General features: G+C 53.3%; 18 protein-coding genes and 2 pseudogenes. All 20 read right to left on the reverse strand.

Features of this window, described 5'->3' with window-relative positions; translation table 11 throughout:
- Positions 1 to 12: 12 nt before the first annotated feature.
- Entirely contained in the window at positions 13 to 615 is a 603-nt protein-coding gene (locus GJT30_05500) for a TetR family transcriptional regulator (protein MSM39060.1), read from the reverse strand.
- Positions 616 to 965: 350 nt separating this feature from the next.
- The gene (gene hcp, locus GJT30_05505) at positions 966 to 2567 is read right to left on the reverse strand and encodes a hydroxylamine reductase (protein MSM39061.1); all 1602 of its coding nucleotides are present in this window, start codon (positions 2565 to 2567) and stop codon (positions 966 to 968) included.
- 146 nt (positions 2568 to 2713) lie between these two features.
- On the reverse strand, positions 2714 to 3409 hold the full coding sequence (locus GJT30_05510; protein MSM39062.1) for an amidotransferase: 696 nt from the start codon (positions 3407 to 3409) through the stop codon (positions 2714 to 2716).
- An 82-nt stretch (positions 3410 to 3491) separates the two neighbouring features.
- Positions 3492 to 4943, reverse strand: coding sequence for an ammonia-forming cytochrome c nitrite reductase subunit c552 (locus tag GJT30_05515; protein MSM39063.1), 1452 nt, complete (start codon positions 4941 to 4943; stop codon positions 3492 to 3494).
- Between the two features lie 68 nt (positions 4944 to 5011).
- Positions 5012 to 6397 (reverse strand): NarK family nitrate/nitrite MFS transporter, encoded by a 1386-nt coding sequence (locus GJT30_05520; protein MSM39064.1) that lies wholly within the window; start codon positions 6395 to 6397, stop codon positions 5012 to 5014.
- Between the two features lie 27 nt (positions 6398 to 6424).
- On the reverse strand, positions 6425 to 7933 hold the full coding sequence (locus GJT30_05525) for an MFS transporter (GenBank protein MSM39065.1): 1509 nt from the start codon (positions 7931 to 7933) through the stop codon (positions 6425 to 6427).
- Between the two features lie 41 nt (positions 7934 to 7974).
- Positions 7975 to 8640 (reverse strand): respiratory nitrate reductase subunit gamma, encoded by a 666-nt coding sequence (gene narI / locus GJT30_05530; GenBank protein ID MSM39066.1) that lies wholly within the window; start codon positions 8638 to 8640, stop codon positions 7975 to 7977.
- Entirely contained in the window at positions 8634 to 9179 is a 546-nt protein-coding gene (narJ, locus tag GJT30_05535; protein ID MSM39067.1) for a nitrate reductase molybdenum cofactor assembly chaperone, read from the reverse strand. Before narJ ends, narI begins: the two co-directional genes overlap by 7 nt.
- Entirely contained in the window at positions 9176 to 10627 is a 1452-nt protein-coding gene (gene narH, locus GJT30_05540) for a nitrate reductase subunit beta (GenBank protein MSM39068.1), read from the reverse strand. Before narH ends, narJ begins: the two co-directional genes overlap by 4 nt.
- A 4-nt stretch (positions 10628 to 10631) precedes the next feature.
- The gene (locus GJT30_05545; protein MSM39069.1) at positions 10632 to 14207 is read right to left on the reverse strand and encodes a nitrate reductase subunit alpha; all 3576 of its coding nucleotides are present in this window, start codon (positions 14205 to 14207) and stop codon (positions 10632 to 10634) included.
- On the reverse strand, positions 14207 to 14989 hold the full coding sequence (locus tag GJT30_05550) for a c-type cytochrome (protein ID MSM39070.1): 783 nt from the start codon (positions 14987 to 14989) through the stop codon (positions 14207 to 14209). Before GJT30_05550 ends, GJT30_05545 begins: the two co-directional genes overlap by 1 nt.
- 213 nt (positions 14990 to 15202) lie before the next feature.
- Positions 15203 to 15490: pseudogene (locus GJT30_05555) on the reverse strand (hypothetical protein).
- Positions 15491 to 15902: 412 nt separating this feature from the next.
- Positions 15903 to 16826, reverse strand: coding sequence for a DNA-3-methyladenine glycosylase 2 family protein (locus GJT30_05560; GenBank protein ID MSM39071.1), 924 nt, complete (start codon positions 16824 to 16826; stop codon positions 15903 to 15905).
- A gap of 215 nt (positions 16827 to 17041) precedes the next feature.
- Complete coding sequence (locus tag GJT30_05565; protein ID MSM39072.1) at positions 17042 to 17200, reverse strand: rubredoxin; 159 nt, start codon at positions 17198 to 17200, stop codon at positions 17042 to 17044.
- A 20-nt stretch (positions 17201 to 17220) separates the two neighbouring features.
- Positions 17221 to 17410, reverse strand: a pseudogene (locus GJT30_05570) (ferredoxin).
- A 40-nt stretch (positions 17411 to 17450) separates the two neighbouring features.
- A complete protein-coding gene (locus tag GJT30_05575; GenBank protein ID MSM39073.1) occupies positions 17451 to 17810 on the reverse strand; it encodes a DUF488 family protein in 360 nt (119 codons plus the stop codon).
- An 18-nt stretch (positions 17811 to 17828) separates the two neighbouring features.
- Positions 17829 to 18521 (reverse strand): MgtC/SapB family protein, encoded by a 693-nt coding sequence (locus tag GJT30_05580; protein MSM39074.1) that lies wholly within the window; start codon positions 18519 to 18521, stop codon positions 17829 to 17831.
- A gap of 75 nt (positions 18522 to 18596) precedes the next feature.
- Positions 18597 to 19931 carry an NADH oxidase gene (locus tag GJT30_05585; GenBank protein MSM39075.1) on the reverse strand — a complete coding sequence of 445 codons (1335 nt, stop codon included), beginning with the start codon at positions 19929 to 19931 and terminating at the stop codon, positions 18597 to 18599.
- 78 nt (positions 19932 to 20009) lie between these two features.
- On the reverse strand, positions 20010 to 21305 hold the full coding sequence (locus GJT30_05590; protein ID MSM39076.1) for a diguanylate cyclase: 1296 nt from the start codon (positions 21303 to 21305) through the stop codon (positions 20010 to 20012).
- A 59-nt stretch (positions 21306 to 21364) separates the two neighbouring features.
- On the reverse strand, positions 21365 to 22291 hold the full coding sequence (locus tag GJT30_05595) for a cytochrome B5 (GenBank protein MSM39077.1): 927 nt from the start codon (positions 22289 to 22291) through the stop codon (positions 21365 to 21367).
- Positions 22292 to 22327: the final 36 nt, after the last annotated feature.

Here is a 22327-nt window from a genome sequence, read left to right on the forward strand (position 1 = left end):
CCACTTTATGCTTCAGCATTTAGTTGTTATGGCAGCAGCAAAGGTCATCCAAAGTATTTCTACCTCAGCGGACAAAGAATTGGAAAAGTCGTTCATGACCCACTGGATAGCAGTAAAGTTAATCGTACCAATAAACATGCTTGTCAAAACACCGGGATCCAGTTTCCGGTTAATAATACCGGCATCCTGCGCCTGAGAGATGATGGAGCAAATACCTCTGGAGTACTGTGCGATGTTGTGTCTGACCTTCGTCCGGAGGTTCTTGTTCAATACCAGCACTTCATCAGAAAAAATTAAGCGGGGAATACCGATATGTTCTTCTATGTAAGACAGGTGGCGTTTAAAGATTTCTGCCAGTTTTTGCAGCGGATCATCAATCTCTGAAGCTGCATCAAGCAACGATTCCAGGTCTTTCCCTATCTTATCAATCACCGCAATAAAAATTTCTTCCTTGTTTTTGAAGTGGCGGTAAATATTGCCCTCGGAAATACCAGTGGCAGAGGCAATCTCCGCTGTAGTCGCCCCGTTTATACCCTTCTGCCCGATAACCTTCAAAGCAGCCTCAGTAATCTGGCTCTGCCTAACCTCAGTTGTTTCCCTTATTCTGACTGCCATCACATTTCCTTTCACTATGTGCAAGTGAGCATTTGCTTGCATATAACAATATAAAACGAATTCCCACTTTGACCTAGGTCAAAATTTGTAATTTTTCTCAACGATTTTTTTAAAACATCCCTTCTCAATTTATTAGCGCCATCTGTATTCTAAAGCCTCTAAATAGATTCTCTTTCGATGATCCCTTGCGGATTTATCAAGCGTCTTTACGATACAACAATGTCCCAAGTGGCAGTTTGACCTATATCAAGAAAGGGTCGAAAGCATAAAATACGAATCGGTTGCCTGAAACAATGAGCGCCCCGCAGTAGACCGCGAGGCGCTCATTGCTCAACCCAGTTATTATTCTGTTACCCCAACATCGCCTTCATATCGGCATCGACCGTGGTGATCGGCCCGACATTGAAGTTCTCCACCAGGAAGGCTAGCACATTGGGGGTTATGAAGGCCGGCAGGGTCGGCCCGAGTTTGATATTCTTGATCCCCAGATGGAACAGGGTCAGCAGGATGACCACCGCCTTCTGCTCGTACCAGGAAAGAACCATGGAAAGAGGCAGGTCGTTGACGCCGCACTCAAAGGCGCCTGCCAGGGCCACGGCAATCTGGATGGCAGAGTAGGCATCGTTGCACTGGCCGATGTCCAGCAGGCGGGGAATGCCGCCGATATCGCCGAAATCCAGCTTGTTGAAGCGGTATTTGCCGCAGGCCAGGGTCATGATGACCGTATCCTTGGGTGCCTTTTCAGCGAACTCGGTGTAGTAGTTGCGCCCTGATTTGGCGCCGTCGCAGCCGCCCACCAGGAAGAAGTGCTTGATGGCGCCGGACTTGACCGCGGCAATGACCTTGTCGGCCACACCCAGCACGGCATTGTGGCCAAAGCCGGTCAGGATCTCCTGGCCGGGGTTTTCCGGCAGTGCCGGACATTCCAGGGCCTTGTTGATCAGCGCGCTGAAATCCCAGCCGTCGATGTGCTTAACACCGGGCCAGGCCACCAGACCCCAGGTGAAGAGACGGTCGGTGTAGGAGTCAGCCGGTCGCTGGATGCAGTTGGTATTGAAGACGATCGCGCCGGGGAAGTTGACGAATTCCTTGGCCTGATCCTGCCACGCACCGCCGAAGTTGCCGACCAGGTGGCTGTATTTCTTGAGACCGGGATAACCATGGGCCGGCAGCATCTCGCCGTGGGTGTAGACATTGATGCCCTTGCCTTCTGTTTGCTTGAGGATCTCCTCCAGCATCTTAAGGTCGTGGCCGGAAACCAGGATGGCCTTGCCGGCCTTGGTGCCGAGCTGGACCGGAGTTGGTACCGGATGGCCGTAGGTGTCGGTGTGAGCGCTGTTCAGCAGCCCCATTACGGTCAGGTTATGCTTGCCGCACTCCATGGCCAGGCCGACATAATCCATCAGTCCCAGGTTAGGATCGGTAGTGGCGGCCAGGGCCTTCTGGAAATAGGCCATAACCTCGTCGTCGTTACGTCCCAGGATCATGGCGTGATCCATATAGGCCGCCATACCCTTCAAGCCGTACATCACGATCTCGATCACGGAGCGGATGTCTTCGTTGACATGCTGGGTGTTGATGCCGTGGGCCTCACCCTGCCTGACCAGGCCGTCCAGGTTGCCTTCGGGTTGCCAGGCGGCAGCTTCTCCAGGGATGGTCACACCGGCAATAGCCTTGGCCTTCTCCTTCAGCTCGTAGCACTGTTTGATCAGGCCGGCGATGCGTGCCGGTTCGAAGTCGACGTTCGTTACAGTGGTAAAGAGCCCTTCAATGGTAAAGCGGTCGATCTCGGCATTGCGGCCGATCTTGTCGGCATACAGCGCCAGGCTTTTGAGGCCGTAAAGAAGGTGATCCTGCAGGGCCGCCACATCCGGCTTTTTCCCGCACACGCCCGAAATGTTGCACCCGGTACCATTTGCTGCCTGCTCGCATTGATTACAAAACATACTCATGATTGATTCCTCCTTGTGTTTTTGTTTCAATAATCTGGATTTGTGAATTCTGAATTGATTAACGACAAATTATACCGTTTCCTGTTGTCCGTGCTTGACTGCAGTCAAAAATACAATGAAATGTCTTGCTCTCACTTTTCAAATCATCACAATTTGTAACCGCGGGTGACATAGGAAAGCACTTCCCCCATAAGACTATTAATCTCAGCATACATTGTATTGCTTACCCTCTTGATTTCAGATGCAGTCTGGATACAAGGGACCGAAATCAGCTCTTTGCTGCAGTTGTCCAGGATTGCCTGAACACTATCCGGGGTTGTTTCGAGATGGAACTGCAACCCGAGGACATTCTGCCCGATTTGAAAGGCCTGGTTTTCACATACGGAGCTTTTTGCAAGGCGGACAGCCCCGGAAGGAAGGTCGAATGTCTCACCGTGCCAGTGAAAAACAATGCATTTTTCTGGGAAGCGGAACGTATTCGTCACACTTGGCGTGGCTTCAACCTGAAACCAGCCGATTTCTTTTTGAGGATTACTATAAACACGCGCTCCAAGTGCGCTGGCAATGAGTTGTGCCCCAAGGCAAACTCCAAGAACTGGGATGTTTTGGTCAATTGCATTACGAATAAACTGTTTTTCCGGTCTAAGCCATGGCAGGCAGGCATCGTCATTTACGCTCATGGGACCGCCCATCACAATGATGAGATCGAAATCTTTTGCTTGTGGCAGAGCATGATCCTCGAAGAAACGAGTATAGCTGACATCGGCACTCTGATCTTCCAGCCACTGAGCCATGCTGCCAATGCCTTCGAACGGTACATGTTGAAGTACGTGAACTTTCATTTGTTCCTTTGCTTCATGTCAGCGTATCGAAGTAGAAGTCAATAACCGGAGAGCGGCTGCGGACCGCTTTCTGGTGTCAAAATTATTTAATTTCAGGAGACTTGATCTCATGCTCGGGTCTGAACATGATCTTTTTCGCGCCCCGGTTGTTGGTGTACTTTGAGAGTTCCAGGTCGATTGATTCAGGCACCTTTTCTCCGGCCTGCGCAAGCAGCTTGCGAAGTAGCGCATCGGCAGAAGCGGCATATTTTGCCGAATCGTTCAAAACACGCATTGATTCCTTTGGGTTGTGGAAACCGTTAGAGTTCTCAGCACCTATGAATATAAGCCGATAGAAGGCCTGTTCGTACTGCTCTTTTGCCTGAGCGTAGAGAGCCCTGTCGATCTTTTTACCGGATGCCTCGGCCTTGTTCGCTATCTCGAACAGCTTGGCGTCGGTTGCCGTTGAGTAGCCTGCCTTCAGATACACGTTCATGGTGTTGTCCTGGATAGCAAAGATCTTGTCGCGGAGCAGTTGCGGTGTCTCGCTATGACAGGCCGCACAGGCAACCAGATCATTTTTCAGCGGACTCATGATCCTGTGGTCCGAAATCTTCTGGCCATCCCTTGTAACGGTCGGCATATGGCAATCCGCACAGCTGACACCGTTGGCCCAATGCGGGCTGTTGTTGGAGAAGAGTTCATACTCGGGGTGACGAATGAAACCCAACTTGAAGCCGGTCACGCTCTGTGTCCACTCAGCATTTGCTGGAGAACTCTTGATCTCGGCAATTATGTTTTCAATGCTGATATTACCGACCTTGCTGCCCTGCCAGGGAAAGACAACGTCCGTCGAATGCATCTCCTTGTCCTTGGGGATCATGTAGCTGACATGGCACTGGGCACAGACCAGGGTCCGCTTTTCCTGCAAGGTGAGCTGTGCCTCGTCCATGCCGATTTTCTTGAGTGCCTTTCCCAGCGTAAAACCACGGGAAATCTTGAGAGCCATCCCTCTGTTGTCGTGGCAATCAATACAGGCGACTCCAAGAGTCTGTTGGTCTTTAGGGAGTCTTGCCAATACTTCCTTGTATGGGGTTGAGAAGTAGGCCTTCCCCATCTGTTTCTCTAGCATTGGCGCATAGGGTGTTTTGCACGTCAGGCATGAGCCCCCGGCTTTTACTCGGCCAGGGTCGACTTCAAGCTGGTCCTGAACCATGAAGAAGTGCCCACGAGGTTCGCGGTATTCGGTGCCAAAGCCCCAACCGTTGTAGAGCAACGCCAGAAACGGGTATTCGTCGAGCTTGTCACGACGGTCCTCACCGACATCGTAGCCCTTCTTGTATTTGCTCTTGCCGGCCGGGGTCGGTTCGCCCGTCTGACGCCAGAGTTTATATTGGAGCGGATATACCTTACCCCACTCGGCCGGATCAACTGTGCCGTCTTCAATCGTAACCGTCTTCATCGGCTCCACCTTCTTCGGCGAGCATCCTGCCCAGATTATTGTGGTGGCCAGAATAACCAGCACGGCGCATCTCTTAGCGTACTTTTTTTGCATGTCCTACCTCCATTAGATTGTTTTATCCGTATAGGATCGATTTTGTTGCGTTGAGTCAACTAACAGCCTCAACAGGGCATCTCGGCGTTTTTTCGAGAGTAATACCACCAGGTCGTGATGATGCAGGTTACGTAAAAGAAGACAAATCCGTACAGTGCCGCTTGTGGTCCGCCGGTCGCGGCAATTGAAGTACCGAATCCCTTGGGGATGAAGAAGGCTCCGTAGGCCGCAAAAGCAGAGGTAAATCCAAGCACTGCCGCCGCTTCCTTACCGGCATCCTTGAAGGCTTGCTCCTGAGCCTCCGTATCCTTGCCCTGCGCATCTCGCTGCCGCTCGGTGAGAAAGATGACCGGAATCATACGGAAGGTGGAACCGTTACCAATTCCGGTTGTGAAGAACAAAAGGATGAACAGGGCGAGGAAACCCCAGAAATCGCCGCCCACGCCCCCATGAGGCAGAAAGAAGAGCACTCCGAAAACCGCTGCCGCCATGACGATAAAATTCCATAAAGTTACCCGCGCGCCGCCCAGTTTATCAGCCACCCAGCCTCCCAGCGGCCTGGCCAACGCACCGACGAGGGGGCCGAGAAAAGCGTACTGGGTGGGGTTTTCAGCCGGAAACTGAGACTTGATCAGGAGCGGCAGACCCGCAGAGTAACCGATGAACGAACCGAATGTTCCCAAGTAGAGCCAACACATGATCCAATTGTGTCTGCGCTTGAATATGATCGATTGTTCCTTAAATGATGCCTTGGCGCTGGCGATATCATTCATACCGAACCATGCCGCAATGGTGGATGTGAGAATCAGCGGGACCCAGACAAAGCCGGCGTTTTGCATCCAGATTGATGTCGTTTGCCCCTTGATCACGCATATCTGCGGGTCACCACACAGAGCGCTGAACATGCCGGTGGTTATCACCAGTGGCACCAGAAACTGCATGGCGCTTACTCCCAGGTTTCCCAGGCCGGCGTTCAGGCCCAATGCGGTTCCTTTTTGCGCCTTGGGGTAGAAAAAACTGATATTTGCCATGCTCGACGCGAAATTGCCACCACCGAAGCCGCACAGCAGAGCCAGAATCAGCATGGTGGTATAACTGGTGCTCGGATCGCGCACGGCAAAACCGATGCCAATGGCTGGGATCAGGAGGGATGCCGTGCTGATAGTGGTCCATTTTCGACCGCCAAAAATCGGGACCATGAAAGAGTAGAAAATTCGTAGAGTAGCGCCCGTCAGTCCGGGAAGAGCCGCCAGCCAGAACAGCTTGTTTGGATCGAATGTAAACCCGATGGTGGTGAGATTGACAACAACCACACTCCAGACCATCCAGACCGCAAAGGCCAGAAACAGGGCAGGAATCGATATCCACAGGTTGCGGGTAGCAATCCTTTTCCCTTCCTTCTCCCAGAATTCTTTGTTTTCCGGGTTCCATTCTGTAATTACGCGAGAGGACATTCCTGGTCTCCTTGGTTTACTGGAAAGTTAAAGCCGTACGCCCGCTGCTGGTCCTTCGATCTTGCGCATATCCTTAGGGTGTTTTGCCAACATCATCTTCCTCACAACATAATGTAAGGACACTATGCAGAGCAGGGAAAGGACGAATATGAACATCCAGCAGCTGCTCCAAAGGCCGGACCATTCAAGGAGATATCCGAATACAATCGGGCAAACAAAACCGCCCAATCCTCCAATTACTCCCACCATTCCGCCAACAACGCCCACCTCCTCCGGAAAGTAATCCGGAATCAGCTTATAAACAGCGGCCATGCCGATTCCCCATGAGATTCCCAAGATCAAGACAAATGCAGCAAAGATCCAGACATTGGCCTGAAAGAAGATTCGCGTCACACCTTTGGCGAGCAGTTCTTTCTTGTAAACCGTTTGCCCGACCACAACCACCGGTTCCTGCCAGGCCTGTTTACTGGGGAAAATCAGCATCTTGTCATCAAAATTCGTCATGATTTCCGGCTTGCCCTTTAACAGGTATGACTGTTCATCAATAACAATGGAGGTAGAGGTCACTTCTTTCACCACTCCCCCGCGCTTGGCCATAACCCCTTGCCCCGGTGAATAAATTTCCATCTTAGGTACGATGATCAGAAGGCTAATTAATGTCGAAACTGTCAACACCACGTACATGATCTGACGACCGCCGAATTTGTCGGATAACCATCCTCCGAGAGCACGAAACACTCCCGAGGGAAGGCTAAACATGGAGGCAAACAGACCGGCGGTAACCATCGGCAGGTAATAGACATTGACAAAATAGGGCATGAGCCACTGGGAAAAAGCCACAAAACAGCCGAATACCAGAAAGTAATAAAGGCCAAAGCGCCAGACGCGAACATGCTTGAGCGGCGTCAGCATCTTCGTGAAGGATTTGCTGGAGCTGGCCGGTTTCCTGTTCTCGCTGAAAAGAGCGAAGACCACTCCCATTCCTGCCAGGATCAGTGCGTAATACACCGGAAGCTGCCGCCAGCCATCGATATTGGCGCCGCTGTTGGTCAACCTATTGAGCATGGTCGGGGCGAACAATGTGGTAAGGGCTGCTCCGACATTCCCGGCACCGAAGATACCAAGCGCCGTGCCTTGACGCTCTCGGGGATACCATACCGAGGTGAAGGCGATGCCGATAGAAAAACTGACTCCGGCCAGACCAAAACCAAAGCTGCACAGGGCAAACAAGAAAAAGCTGTCAGCCTTTGACAGCAGGTACATGGGGACGGCGCAGAGGAAAAGTAGCGAGACGAATACAGGCTTGCCTCCGAACTTGTCAGTCAACATGCCGGCCGGAAGGCGGAACAGCGAGCCGGTCAGGACCGGAATCCCCAGGAGCCAGCCGATCTTCACCGGTCCCCAGTTGAACACCTGGTTGTCGACCAGAAATGTCACCAGCACGCCATTGAACATCCAGGCGGCGAAACAGACCGTGAAAGCAAGGGTGTTGAGAAAGAGGATCTTATGTGATTTTGCGGTTGCGATTTCCAGCATCAGCAAGCCCTTTCAAACCCGTAGTAATCACACCAGAATTACTATTTTGCCCGCCAGCGATACAGAATCGGCGGGTCTTTCAAAAAGTCGAACGGGACATACAGCAGGTGTACCAGCTTGGTGAACGGCAACAGTGCCACGATCAGGAAAGCACCGGCCGCATGCAGTTTGAAGACCAGCGGGAAATCGGTCATGTACTCTATCTGCGGGTTGAAAGTCAGTAGCGACCAGAGATAGGGAACCGCCGTGTGCAGATACCACTGAGAGCCCCAACGCATGAAAGTGGCGACGTAAACGCCGGTCATGGACTGAGCAAGCAGGAGGTAAAGCACTACCCAGTCCGAGGCGAATGTCACCCGCTTCAAGATCGGTGTATTGACTCGACGCAGCAGCAGTACCAGGCATCCGAAAACGGCGAAAAGTCCCAATGCAAGTCCGATGCTCTCGATAACTACCAGGTTGTTCTGGTTTCCTAGAAGCGCTTTCATCGGGCCGGGGGCAACAACGCCCAGAACGTGGGCCGCCAGCACCGGAATGATGCCGTAATGCCACGGATTGATACCCCAGAATAGGGTCTTGCGCTCCAGAAATTGAGTGGAATAGGCCGACCAGGTCAAGCGGTTGCTGAAGAAACGATAGGGTGTTACGAAAATAATCAGCGCCAGGGCGGTGTAGGGCAAAACGATAAAGATAAAGCTGTTTAACATGACGGCACCTCCCTACAGTCTTCTGCGCAGAGCAGCCGGGCCGCTTCAACCAGCACCTTCCAGTGGGAATCCTGCCGGCCGGCGAAGGCGCTATTATACCGTTCCACGCCCGGCAGCACGCATTCGGAGATGAATGGCTGTCGCGCTCCGTGTTGATCCTGACGTGCCAGATGGGCCAGAAAACCGAGCAGCACCGAAAGGTGGTCGGGAAGTTCAGTCGCAATGGGGGTGTATCCACAGCGCTCGAACTCCTGTTTCAGCATGATCATGTAGCCGCCCTTTTTCTGGTTGTCTCCGAAAAGGTGGTGGCCCAGATAGGGGGCCGTGGCCGGATTGAAATCAAAGGTGGCAACGTACTCTTCCTGTAACTCTGCCAGGGAAGAGGCTTCAGCAAACCCGGCGAAGTCGGATATGGGGCTGTCCAGGTGCAGCTTATTCAAGAAAGAGCTGACAAGTTCATAATCAACCCGCAGTTGCTGTTTTTCCGTCGGATAGTCGAGCAGCCGGGCAAGGGCATCGTAGCTGGCGGCAATGGTCATTTCGGCCCCCTTGTCTTCTTCAGGATACCGAATCCGCTGGCTCCCTTGCGCTGGTGGGAATCCTGTTCTTCTCGCTGCTGGGTCGGGATGACGTTGCGCTCACGGTATGGGGCGATGGTGAAGAGACTATAGAGACGATTTGCCCCCGCTTCGTCCAGCCCCGCATTTTTCAGGATAGACTCTTCGATAGGTTGGCCAAGGTTTCCGGCGCGTTTGAAGAGCCTCAGGGCGATCTGTTTCCGCAAGATTTCGGCGATGATTTCCTGGTTGCCACCGGAAAGAATGCTGGCCAGGAAGCTGATCGGGGCACGCATCTTTTCAAGCAGCGGGAACGTGCCATGGTCGGCCAGTTCATGGAGATCGCCACCGCTGGATATGACCGGAGAGAGCGAGGGGATGTAGTAGGCCATCGGCATGGTCCGGAATTCGGGATGCAGCGGCAGGGCCACGGCAAACTCTTTAACCAGGGCGTAGACCGGTGATTTTTCGGCAGCCTCCAACCACTGGTCCGTGACCCCGTTCTTGCGGGCGGCTTCCCTGACTTCCGGATCGTGAGGATCCAGGATCACGTCGCGATGGGCCGCCACCAGTTGATCGTCGGGCTTAAGCAGTGCTTCTTCGACCCGGTTGGCATCATAAAGCAGCACGCCGACATGTCGGATCCTGCCGACGCAGCTATGGGCACAGGCATTGCACTGGCCGGTCTCGGTGCGCGGAAAACAAAAGATGCACTTCTCCGCCTTGCCGCTCTGCCAGTTGAAATAGACCTTTTTATACGGGCAGGCGCTGGTGCAGAAACGCCACCCTTTGCAGACCTCCTGATCAACCAGAACAACACCATCCTCGCCACGTTTGTAGATGGCCCGCGACGGGCAGGAGGCAACACAGGCCGGGTTCAGGCAGTGATTGCAGATGCGCGGAAGGTAGTGCATGAACATGCGGCCATAGTCCGCGACCAGGGTGCTATCATCCAGATTGGAGTCTTCGACGGCATAGACCTGCGATCCGGAAAGGTCGTCGTCCCAGTTGGGACCGCCGGTGATCTTCTCGATCCGTTCACCGGAAACCTGGGAGAAGGCCTCGGCCACCGGCTGATCACTGCCTGGCGGGGCTTTGTACAGGTTGCTGTAGTCGAAGTCGAACGGCTCGTAATAGTCATCAAGCTTCGGCATGTTGGGCTGAAAGAACATATTGAAGAGCGTCGGCCCCTTGCCCATCGCCCGCAACTTTAATTTGCCCCCCTCACGGAGCCAGCCGCCCTTGAAAATTTCCTGGTTTTCCCATTTTTTGGGATAGCCGACTCCCGGCTTGGTTTCGACGTTGTTCCACCACATGTACTCGGCGCCCTTGCGGTCGGTCCAGATGTTCTTGCAGGAGATGCTGCAGGTGTGGCAGCCGATGCACTTGTCCAGATTGAATACCATTACCAGCTGTGCTCTGACGTCCATTGCCTCACCCCCTCAACTTTCTGACTACCACATAGCTGTCACGGTTTACGCCGGGCGGCCCCCAGTAATTGAAGTAATAACTGAATTGTGCGTACCCGCCCAGCATCAGGGTCGGCTTCAGGCGGATGCGGGAGAGACTGTTGTGAACACCACCATGCTTGCCGCTTTTGCGGGATTTCTTGACGTTGAGGGTGCGCTCGGGAGCGTGATACATGATCGCCGCACCGCGTGGAATGCGTGACGACACCACGGCACGACTGGTCACCACGCCGTTGGCGTTGAAGACCTCAATCTCCTCGTTGTCCTCAATCCCGGCGCTGGCCGCATCTTCATGGTTGAGCCAGACGACGGGACCGCCTCGCGAAAGGGTCAACATTCTCAGGTTGTCACTGTAGGTGGAGTGGATACTCCACTTGCCGTGGGGAGTCAGGAAGTTAAGGATCAGCCCGGTTTCCCCCTCGGTTTCATCCAGCATGGCCGGATCAAGTTTTCCCTTGAAGGTCGGCAGACCCTCGTTGAACTCACCGTAATAGGGGTGGTCGAGATACAGCGACTGCCGGCCGGTGAGGGTCCGCCAGGGCACGCCATACTCCACGTTCAGTGTGAACGGTGCATAGGGGCGATTCTCGTTGACCAGGCCGCTCCAGACCGGGGAGCTGATGTGGCGGCGCGGCTTCTGGGTGATATCTTCCCAGGTGATACGGAAATTGCGGTCGCCTTCGGATATCTGCGCCAGCGGTTTCCCAACCCGCTTCTCCAGGCTCTGATAGGCGCGGTGGGCCAGCTCGCCGTTGGTCTCCGGGGCCAGGGCCATGATTACGTCGGCTACGTCGCGCACGTCCTCCATATCAATGAAGGTCTTATCTCCCCAGGAGCGTGTCGGCATGGTTTTAAGGAGCTGTTCGTGGATGTCTTCCGCCTCCCAACTGACCCCGTGGGCATGCAGATGGCCAATGTGCGGCCCGAGCGACATGAAGCGGTTGTAGAGATTGACATAGTCGCGCTCGACAATCGGCAGGTGCGGCATGGTTGTGCCCGGAATCGCCTCGCACTCGCCCAGCTTCCAGTCCTTCACATTTCGCTGGGCGATTTCACCCGGCGTGTCGTGCTGCAGAGGCGCTGCGATGATGTCTTTGAAGGGTGCGGGGAAGTGCTTCGGCGAAAGTTCGCTGAACTTTTTAGCGATCCCGGCGAAAATGTTCCAATCGGATTTTGATTCCCAGGCTGGATCAACGGCGGCATCCATGCAGTTGACAAAGGAGTGCATGTCGGTGGTGTTCAGGTCCGATTTTTCGTACCAGGTAGCCGCCGGCAGGACGATGTCCGAATACAGGGTTGAGGTGTCCATGCGGAAGTTGAGATCCACCACCAGATCCAATTTGCCGGTGGGGGCCTTTTCGTGCCAGACGATATCCTTGACCTGCCCCTTGGCCGCCTCCCGGGCGGTAAAACTGCTGTTGGGCGCGCCGATTACATGCTTGAGGAAAAATTCGTGCCCCTTAGCACTGGCGGAGATGGCATTACCGCGCCAGATAAACCAGACCTTGGGAGAGTTCCCGTCACCATCCGGATCCTCGATGGCGAATCGGGTCTCGCCGCTCTTCAGGCGGGCGATCAGCCAGGCCCGGACTTCGTCGTCGGTCGTGGCTCCGGCCGCCTGGGCCTGCTCCATCAGACGGACAGGGCTTTCGTTGAAATGGGGGGAGAACGGAAGCCAGCCGAGCCGGACCGCCTTAGCATTGAAATCAGCGGTGTGCATCGGCATGTTTTCGCCGGTCTCCGGTTTGAAGTAGTCGACGAAATTGCGGTCATAACGCCACTGGTCCGAATGCATATACCAGAAGCTTGGTGTATTCTGCAGCCGTGACGCCTTGATCCAGTCCTGAGCCATGGTGATGGAGGTCCAGGGGGCCAGCGGTACCACCTTTTCCTGGCCGACATAATGGGCCAGGCCGGCGCCGTTCCTGCCGACACTGCCGGTCAGGATCAGGGCGGTGATGGCGGCCCGGTAAATCAGGTCGTTGTGATACCAGTGGTTGACACCCGAGCCGATGATAATCATGTTGCGGCCTGTGCTCTGCTCGCCATTCACGGCCCATTCGCGGGCGATCGTGATCAGGCTGTCGGCGGCTATGCCGGTGTATTTTTCCTGCCAAGCCGGGGTAAAGGGTTTGTCATCCTCGTAGTTCTTCGGGTAGTCGCCCCCCAGGCCGCGTGAAACACCGAATTGTCCCATCATGAGGTCAAAAACGGTGGCGACCGTGATCTCCCCATCCTTGGTCATGACACGCCGGACCGGGACATCCCGCAGCACGTCGCCGTCGGCCTCAAAGGAGAAACGGACCTTACGGGTATCCTGGCCCAGGTTGGTCAGGCTGCAATCGATATCGCCCCCGTCCACCAGGTCCACCATATCCAGGTTCCAGTTTCCCTCCTGCTTGCTCCAGCGTGAACCGACGCTGCCATGGGGAAAACGGACATTCCCGGCACTGTCGCCGACGCAGAGGGTCCAGTCGGCATGTTCAATCCCTTGGCCGCGCTCCAGGTCGGCTGCCCGCAGGAATTCTCCCTGCCGCAAGGCGCCGTCTTTTTCGTTCAGTTTGACCAGGAACGGCAGGTCGGTGAACTTGCGCACGTATTCGTCAAAGAATGGGACCTGCCGGTTGGCGTAGAACTCGGTCAGGATCACGTGGTTGACCGCCATCCAGAAGGCGCCATCATGCCCCTGCTCTACCGGTAGCCAGGCATCGGCAAATTTGCTGGCCATGCTGTAATCGGGAGACATGACCACTACTTTGGTGCCGCGGTAGCGGGCCTCGGTCATGAAGTGGGCATCCGGGGTGCGGGTCATGGGAACGTTGGAGCCGCACAGGACGATGTAGGAGGCGTTGTACCAGTCGGCCGACTCGTTGACGTCGGTCTGCTCGCCCCAGACCTGGGGAGATGCCGGCGGCAGGTCGCAGTACCAGTCGTAGAAACTCATGGCTACTCCGCCTATCAGCTGGAGGAAACGGGTACCGGCCGCATAGCTGATCATGGACATGGCAGGAATGGGTGTAAATCCGATCACTCGGTCCGGTCCATATTTCTTGGCTGTATAGAGGGTAGAAGCGGCGATAAGCTCATTCGCCTCCTCCCAGGAAGCGCGACGGAAGCCGCCCATGCCGCGCTTGCTGACATAACTCTCACGCGACTCGGAATTCTCAACAATGCTTTTCCAGGCCTCAACCGGGTCGTCATGGACCGCACGGGCCTGACGCCAAAGATCGATCAGTGCGCCCCGCATATAGGGGTGCTTGACCCGCAACGGACTGTAGAGATACCAGGAAAAACTGATCCCGCGCTGACAGCCGCGTGGCTCGTGATTGGGAATATCACCGTTAAACTGCGGATAATCGTTGGCCTGCAGTTCCCAGCCGACAATGCCGTCCTTGACATGTACCATCCAGCTGCAGCCGCCGGTGCAGTTGACCCCGTGGGTGCTGCGCACCACCTTGTCATATTGCCACCGGTTCCGGTAGAACTCCTCCCACCCCCGATTGCACGGGCTATGGTCGTCTTTGATCCGCTCGTTCGACATTATCTGATCCTCCTCTTGTAGAGAGTCAATCCCAGCAGCAGCACCACAAACAGACCGCCGCCCATCAGGGGAAAGGGAATTGGACAGCCGCCACCGCCCTTTTGGGTAGCCGAGTCCTTAAACAAGGCCATCAGCGCCGCGATCTCGTCATCGGCTAGTGGTCGGTCGGCGTAGACCCTTTTCATAATCGGGAACTTGAGTGACTTGAGGGCGCCCTGCATACCAGCATCACCCATCTTCTGATAGGATTTGCTCAGATCGGCAATCGAGAGGTTGCCCCCAGTGATACCAGGGTAGGTGAAGGGGTGACAGGAGAGACAGGGTGCACCGCCCTTGGTAAAACGTGTGCTCCCCGTGAAAAGCGCCTTTCCCTGGGCGATCAGTTCCGGGGTGACAGAAACTGCCAGCTGTTCGCCAGCCGGTAAAGCGCCCGCGCCGCTTGTACTCGAAAGATAAACAATAATTTTCAGGGCATCTTCATGACTGATACCCAGGTTCGGCATCTCATAGCCGTATTTCTTCACCAGTTCAGCCTGAACCGGATCTTTGCTCACCGTCAGCTTGCCCGGGTCCATGATGAGCGATTCGAGCCACTCATGGGGCCGCTCAGCGGTTATGCCCTTAAGGTCGGGACCACCGCCATCACCACCACCGATACTGTGGCAACCGGCACACTGTTTATCGAACAGATCTTTACCCTGATCCGCCTGCACTGGACAGCAACATGCTAATAGAACTAAAAGTGTGCTGCAACAACTCAGGAAACAGTTTCGATTTGCCATACCATTCTCCCCTTCCCTGGACAAAAGAGTTAACCTCTGTTTACAGAGTTTTATTCATTGGAACATACAAGCAAATTGCTTTCACAAAGATATTGCGGTATGAGCAATTTTGAAACTGCACAAGCCTGTGTGATATCCATTATACCTATGCGCAACAAACAACATGACCCATGTCAATAAAACTCTTTTATTACTCAAACCACAGAAATTGAATCAATACCACCAAACGGATTCGGCTCGTAAGCGCAGGAACCGCACGAATGCAATACCCAAACGATTCCATCCGTTGATTGCACAACAATGGCAAGCGTCAGATTGACTACTTCAACATCTGAAAACTGCTTCCGAACTTCCTCATGCAAATTATCTGGCACATGACCATTGATTATGAGCGTAACTGCTTCGATCCGGGCCAGTGCTGCCTATTCACGCCCTAAATAAAGGGCTTTCTCGCCAGGCATCAAACTAAAGGCGCTGCACAGTTTCACCCCGTGCCCTGGCATACCCCCACCTTTATAACAATCCCCTGACTCCTGAGCTCTCTCAGGAGTCAGTCGTCATATCTTTCAAGTATCTTTACTTCCGCTATGCCCGAAATATAAGTCTTGTGGTTTTTCGATTTTATCGAGAAAGAGCTGCCACACAATTTGTAAAGAAGCATACACATCGGAGCTGAAAGCGACCTTCTTCATGGTTAAGAACATCTTTGATCCGGATAGACGAGACTTTATTTTTTTGGCCAGCCTGCTGAAACGGTAGTAATTTGCCGATGAAACGCCTGTGAGAAAAATACTGGATTGTAATCTCTGCACCGGAGGCAGAATGCCTGATACCCGGCCATTCACATTTCCTCTACCGCTTATTGTGAATATTTACGATGCTTTAATATTAATCGAGACCGTATGAATATCAATCAGGGCAGATGTCCGGCAACCGCCAGCCGATCGAGGAGAAGGTGGAAATAGATGAGACCCTCATACGGTTGCCAGCGGACCAGGAGCTTTCGAACGCCCTGATAATCGGGTTGCTCCTGCAACTGCAACCAGCGTTGAAGGTTCTTTTGCGCTCCCACGTCATCTCCTGGAAAAACATTTATTCGTCCGAGTGTGCGCAGCAGAATGTATTCAGCTGACCAGCGACCAATACCGCGTAAGGAACAGAGCGCACGAAGCACGGCCTCATCGTCAAGCGCTTCCAGAGCCTCCATGTCAAGGCGCCCGCTCAGTATGCCATGAGCAAGTTCGATCAGGGTCTCTCCCTTCCGGCGGCTGAAGCCGAGCGTTCGAAATACCGCAGAATCTAACCCTGCCACATCTACCGGTCGGGCAAAGGCGTGCAGCGCATCCGCGTCCGGAGAATGCGAAGGTCCAAAGGTTTGGACAAGACGGTTGAGGAGCTGAATGCCGAAAGTGAGAGTCAATTGTTGGCAGGCAATGGCATTGGCAAACCCTTCGAAAAGGGTCGGAAAACGAGGAGGTTTCATTCCCCGAAAACGTTCGGCCAACACGGAGAGTTTCCTGTCGCGGGCTGCAAGATCGTAAAAACCGCTCAGATCAATGCACAACCCGAGCATCCGTTCCAGTAACGCCGTAGCCTCCTCTGTCATATCAGTATCGAAACGCGAAGCGAGGAGAGTGACCAGGAGTTCAGGTGAAGCAGTCGTGCCTGCCTGGCAGACGGTAGCAATAGTGATTCCGCCCTTCAGTGCTAAGGCGCGCCGGTAGGTGTATCCGTCCCAGCGGTCGAGAAGGTTATCGGGGCGGCGCCGGAGAACCCAGACCGTCAGGTCAAGTCGGAAGGGGGAGAGCGGTTTGAGGGTAAAGGTAACAGAGTTCATAGACTATAACTCTCTTTGTCCGGGTCTCGCCGGTTTGGAGGCACGACCTGTGAGCAGTATGTTTCACGGCAATGGCAAAAGTAATGTAGATAGAATCCCGGAACGTCGCCAAAAATCCGAGTGAAACAAATTATTGTCCTTGCCTGGCTAGTTGTAACATTGACGACACACCTGCAAAGACGGTATTCAGTCTCAATTTCATTTTTATCATCAGGTTAAATCTGAACAAACAAATTCTTGCCGACTCCGCAAATGGGGCAAACCCATCCGTCGGGGAGTCCCTCGAAAGGAGTTCCCGGTGCGACTCCGTTTCCAATGTCCCCTTCTGCAGGGTCATAGACATAATCGCAGATGGTGCATCTCCATTTTTGCATGGTATTTTCTCCTTTTATGGTTATTCTTGCCAGTGGATACAAGAAACCGGACAGATATCGATGGCCTCCTGCTGGATAGTGTCTTCAGTCTCCTTCCGGATCGTAAACTTCCGCCTTGTCATGATCTGCAATACGAAATACTTCTGGAACATTTGTCACACAGAGTCCACAACCGATACAGGCATCCTGGTCAACCCATGGCTTTCTCATTTTCCTCCTCCCTTGAATACGTTTTATTTGTACAAACAGACTAAGAAGCGCCGCCCAGTCTTTTTTCGAGAAACGACCGGAGTGCTACGGCATTATTGTGTTCAATGTCATGAGCACTGTAGAGCAAGGTGATGTCCTGCTTTTGGGCCATTTCCAGGAGTGGACGCCAGGCTTCGCTGTTGGCCTCCAGTTCAGCATTGTAGCGACGGCAGAACTCATCCCACTTGGCAGGCTCATGCCCGAACCAGCGTCGCAATTCATCACTGGGGGCTACCTCTTTCAGCCACCCATCCATCTGGAGGTTTTCTTTCTTCATTCCACGCGGCCAGAGTTTATCTACGAAAAAACGTAGCCCGTCGTCCTGATCATGCTGGTCATATACACGCTTGACTCGTATCATGTTCTCTACCTCGATATCTCAGTCCCCAGCCATCGAAATATTGAATTCGATAACGGAGGCCAAGTCCATAAGTGTTTTAGACAATTTTTCGATATTACCATTATCCATGGTTCGCACGGTCATTCGATACTCCAGCTTTTCACCCTTCTCCAACAACTGGTAGCTGACATTGGCAACTGAAAAGCCGTTTTGTGATAGCAATCCCCTGATTCCTGTCTCTGCCATACAATTCTGTCGGCAAACGCTGATGGAGAGGTGCGCAAATATCTGTGAAGGCATTCTGTTTTCAATCTTCCGGAATACGGTTAACGTTCCAATTGTTATGACGGACGCAATCAACACAGCGCTGTAAAAACCTATGCCGGAAAGAATTCCTATTGCTGCTGTAATCCAGATAGATGCGGCGGTAGTCAGACCGCGAACGCTAAGCCCTTCCCGCATAATAACGCCCGCTCCAAGAAAACCTATACCGGTCATGATTCCCTGAGCCATTCGAGTCGGGTCTACCCGTACAGTCTCCAGAGCCGTTCCTGCAAACCACTTGTTTTGATACATTGTGACGAGCATAAGCAAACTTGACGCAACACATACGAGTGTATGTGTTCTAAAACCGGCCGGACGGCCATGATAGCTCCTCTCCAGGCCGATAATCCCACCGGCAATTGTCGCAACAAGCAGATGTATGAATATGTTGAGCCATTCTCTATCCATAGAACCGAGCTCCTTTCATGTAATAACGGCTGATTGGCACTGTAGCAACTTGCATCACGCTTGGAGATTTTGGTCTCATACTTCCTTAATCGCCTTGTTTGCCGCAATGAGGAGCGGATCCCAGACCGGGGCGTAGAGCGGAGAATAACTCAGATCAAGTTCGGCGAGTTCGAACACCGTCATCTGTTTGTATATTCCGGTGGCAAGAACATCGAGCCGTTTTGCCACGACGTCCTGCCCGATCATCTGCCCGCCCAGCAATAATCCTGTCCCTTCTTCAAACAGGAGCAGTACTCGCATGGTGCCGCCTCCAGGAAATGCGCCCCTGGTCGGAGTGTCCACGTAGACCTTTACATAGTTTGCGCCGTTCTCCTGAAGTTGCCGTTCACTGAGACCGGTGGTGGCCACCGTCAGGTCGAAGAACTTGAATACCGCGGTCTGGTCAATGCCGTAAAACTCCTTCATGGCATTGCTATTGACGATATTGCTGCCGGCAAGCCGTCCCTGTTTGTTTGCCACCGGACCGAGCGGCATGTAGCCGTTCCTGCCGAGCTGGCGGACGTAGTGCTCGGCACAGTCGCCGGCAGCGAAGACATCAGGAAGGTTTGTCCGCAAAAAGCGGTCGACCTTTACCGCTCCGCCAACACCCAGTTCGCCACCGGCAGACGAGAAGAGTGCCGTATTCGGCCTTACGCCGATCGAGACAACAACCATGCCCTCTTCGAAGTCTCCGGTTGTAGTCCTGACCACGGAACCTTGCTTCTCAGTGATATCCACATTGGTATGGAGCTTGATCCCCTTCTCCTCCAATTTTTCAAGCACCTTGGCCCGGATTTCTTCGGCAAACGAGGGGAGGATCGTGACAGACTTCTCAAGGATGACTGGCTTGATCTTCATGTTGTAGAGGACATCAACCAGTTCAAGATTGGTATAACCGGAACCTACGAGAATGACATTGGAAGGAGATTTTTCGTAGATGATGCTTTTGACCAATCGAGTGTCGTCCAGTGTTTTGAAATAGAAGACGTCAGCATCATCAAATCCGGGAAGGGTCAGCTTGTTCGGTTGATTGCCTGTGGCATACACAAGGTAATCGTAACTCTCACGATATTCCCGAGAAAGCTGGTGATCAACAACCGTCACCTCCTTGCGTAGCGGGTCGATAGTGACAACTTCATGGTGCTGTCGATAATCGATACCGCGTTCCTTGCGGATCGCTTCAAGGCTCATCGCATAGAGATCCTCGACCGGCTTATCCTTGTAGAAAAGATTGTAGGGCATACCACAAGCGGCGTAGGAAACATCGCCTGACTTTTCCAGGACGACCACCTGCGCTCCGTGGTCTTCGCGCTTGATCTGGCTGGCGGCAGACAGTCCACCGGCTATCCCGCCAATAATCACTGTTTTCATCTGATTACCTCCAACATCTTAATGTTGGCAGCTCCTTCCACTTAACATTCGGGTGCTGACAAATAAACGCATCTGGCTTTAAACCGTTCCGGTATTGCAGTCACAACGGGTTTCGACCCGGTTTCTTCCTGCCTGCTTGGCGGCGTACATGGCATCATCGGCGCGCTTGATGATGGTCTCCGGTGTGTCGTCCGGATAAAACTGGGCAACGCCGAAACTGCAGGTCACGGTGCCCATCAGCGGGAACCGGTGTTCACCCACCGTGTATCTGATTTTTTCAGCGAGTTCCCGCCCCGTCCTAACATCGTTGTTGTGTACAAGAATGACAAATTCCTCTCCGCCGAAGCGGGCGAAGATGTCAGTCTGGCGAATCATGCCGGTAACGATGCGGGCAAGTTCCTGTAATACGGTGTCGCCGGCTTCGTGCCCGTAGGTGTCGTTAACTGATTTGAAATGGTCGATGTCGAAGAAAATGAGCGCCAGCGGCATGCTATAGCGCCTTGCCTCTTGTATTTCCGCCTGGAGCAATTCCAAAAATCTGCGCCGATTGCAGATACCGGTCAGAGAATCGGTAGTTGCCTGGTTTTCAAGAATTGCATTCACTCGTTTCAGCTCTTCTTCCGCACGGTCGCGTTCTTCAGTGCGCCGCCTCAGTCCCGTGTAGCCGACATACATCCCGGTAATCCCCAGCAACCAGATGATGCCATGACCTGCACAGAGCAATTCGATCTGTTTGCGTGTAGCTGACTCAAAGAGTGTCATCGGCAATTTTATACTGATGCCGCCGCGAATATCGCCTTTTCTATACCCTTGGTGGGCATGACAAGGGAGACAGCTCTCTTCTGTCACTAAAGGACGCATGAGCCGTACGTAACCAGTTTCACCCTCCTTTACCACGCTGCTGACTTCCTGGACCCCGCGTTCAAAATCCCGCAACGCCGATTCCTCCCAGATGTCGGCCCTGTTCTCGGGTCGTAATGGTTTGAGACTCGTAATCCGTCCGGACACTTTATGTTCCTTGAGTGCGTATTCATAAATCTGGCGTGTCATATACGAAGGATTTACCAGTGTAAGGTGACGTCCGGATGGAGTTGTCACATCCCGCTCCAGGATCGACGGAGGGTAGAACGGATTGGGCGAGAGTCCCCGGTCTGCAGGCACATAGATGCCGCCATGGAGGGCATTCCAATTGCGGTAGAGGATATCTTTATCTATATAGGCTCTGGCAACATTCTGGGCGATGGCCACGATTTCCTGCCGATGAACCGAAATGCTTACCAGAAGCGATATGGCAATGACGATTGTCCAACCAAGGGCAAGAATCAGGGAATAGGTTCCCGGCTGGGTTAGACGTAATTGTTGCTTGATCTGCATAGTGTTGACCCAAATACCACATTTAATAGTTTCGGCCGCCAGAGATTGTTTTTCACAGTCTATCCCCACCGCCAGAGAGAAAGTATCAGGATGATGATAAAGACAATCGTAAGGTTCATGTGCGCCATGAAGAAAAACACCCGTTCGTGCAGTGGAGCTTTTCGGGGACCGGCAGCGATGACTTCTCCCGCAGTTGCCATGGTAGTCAACTTCTCCCGACCGTGCGGTGCAAGCGACAGTGCCTCCGTCAAATCGTTACCGGCATTGTGCCGTCCCATGTGAACCCCTTGCTTCCAGAGTTTACTTTGGGTCGCATCGTAAACCTTTCCCTCGAAAGCAAAATAAGCGGGCCGACCATCCTTCCCATCGTATGCTGTCAAATCTTCAAGTGTCAGTCCACCTGCCGTATCCGCAGACGACAGTTCCTTCCTTTTTGCCTTGAGGAGCGGCCCGATGACGGTAATTACGAACAGGGCAGAGATCACCATCACCAGATAGAGGCAGACCTTTATGAACAGGAGAATGCCGAAACGAGTGTGGAAGAGTGTGTACAATGAAGACACCCGATAGTAGGTCAAGATAGAGCCGGTTACACCCATGACAATCATCGAGACGATCCCGACTCTCAGTTCACCGCGTGGGAGACCGCTTGCCGCATAAGCCGGCTTAAGAATTAAGTGCACGTAGAGGATCGTACCGAACCAAAAAATGGCGGTCAGAAAGTGAAAATAGCCGATTACCAGTCGGAACCCTTTTACGAACGCGCTTCTTTCAGGATTTACTGTCTGGGCTCGGAGCGATTCGGCAAATGCCTTGCCTGTTGTTGTAAGTTCGCCGCCACCGCCCGGATCAAGGTGACAAGCAGCACATGCCTGGCCGGTCTGCTTGGCATACTCCTCGGTAGCACCAACCTGCTGGGGTACCAACATCGCGAATGACGTAAAAAGAATTAATCCGATAAGGTGCTGTAAAACTATTTTAGACATGAGGTTCCTTCCTACTATCGTCTTGCCGACTGAAAC

The organism is Geobacter sp., from assembly GCA_009684525.1.
In the GTDB taxonomy this organism is placed as follows: domain Bacteria; phylum Desulfobacterota; class Desulfuromonadia; order Geobacterales; family DSM-12255; genus Geoanaerobacter.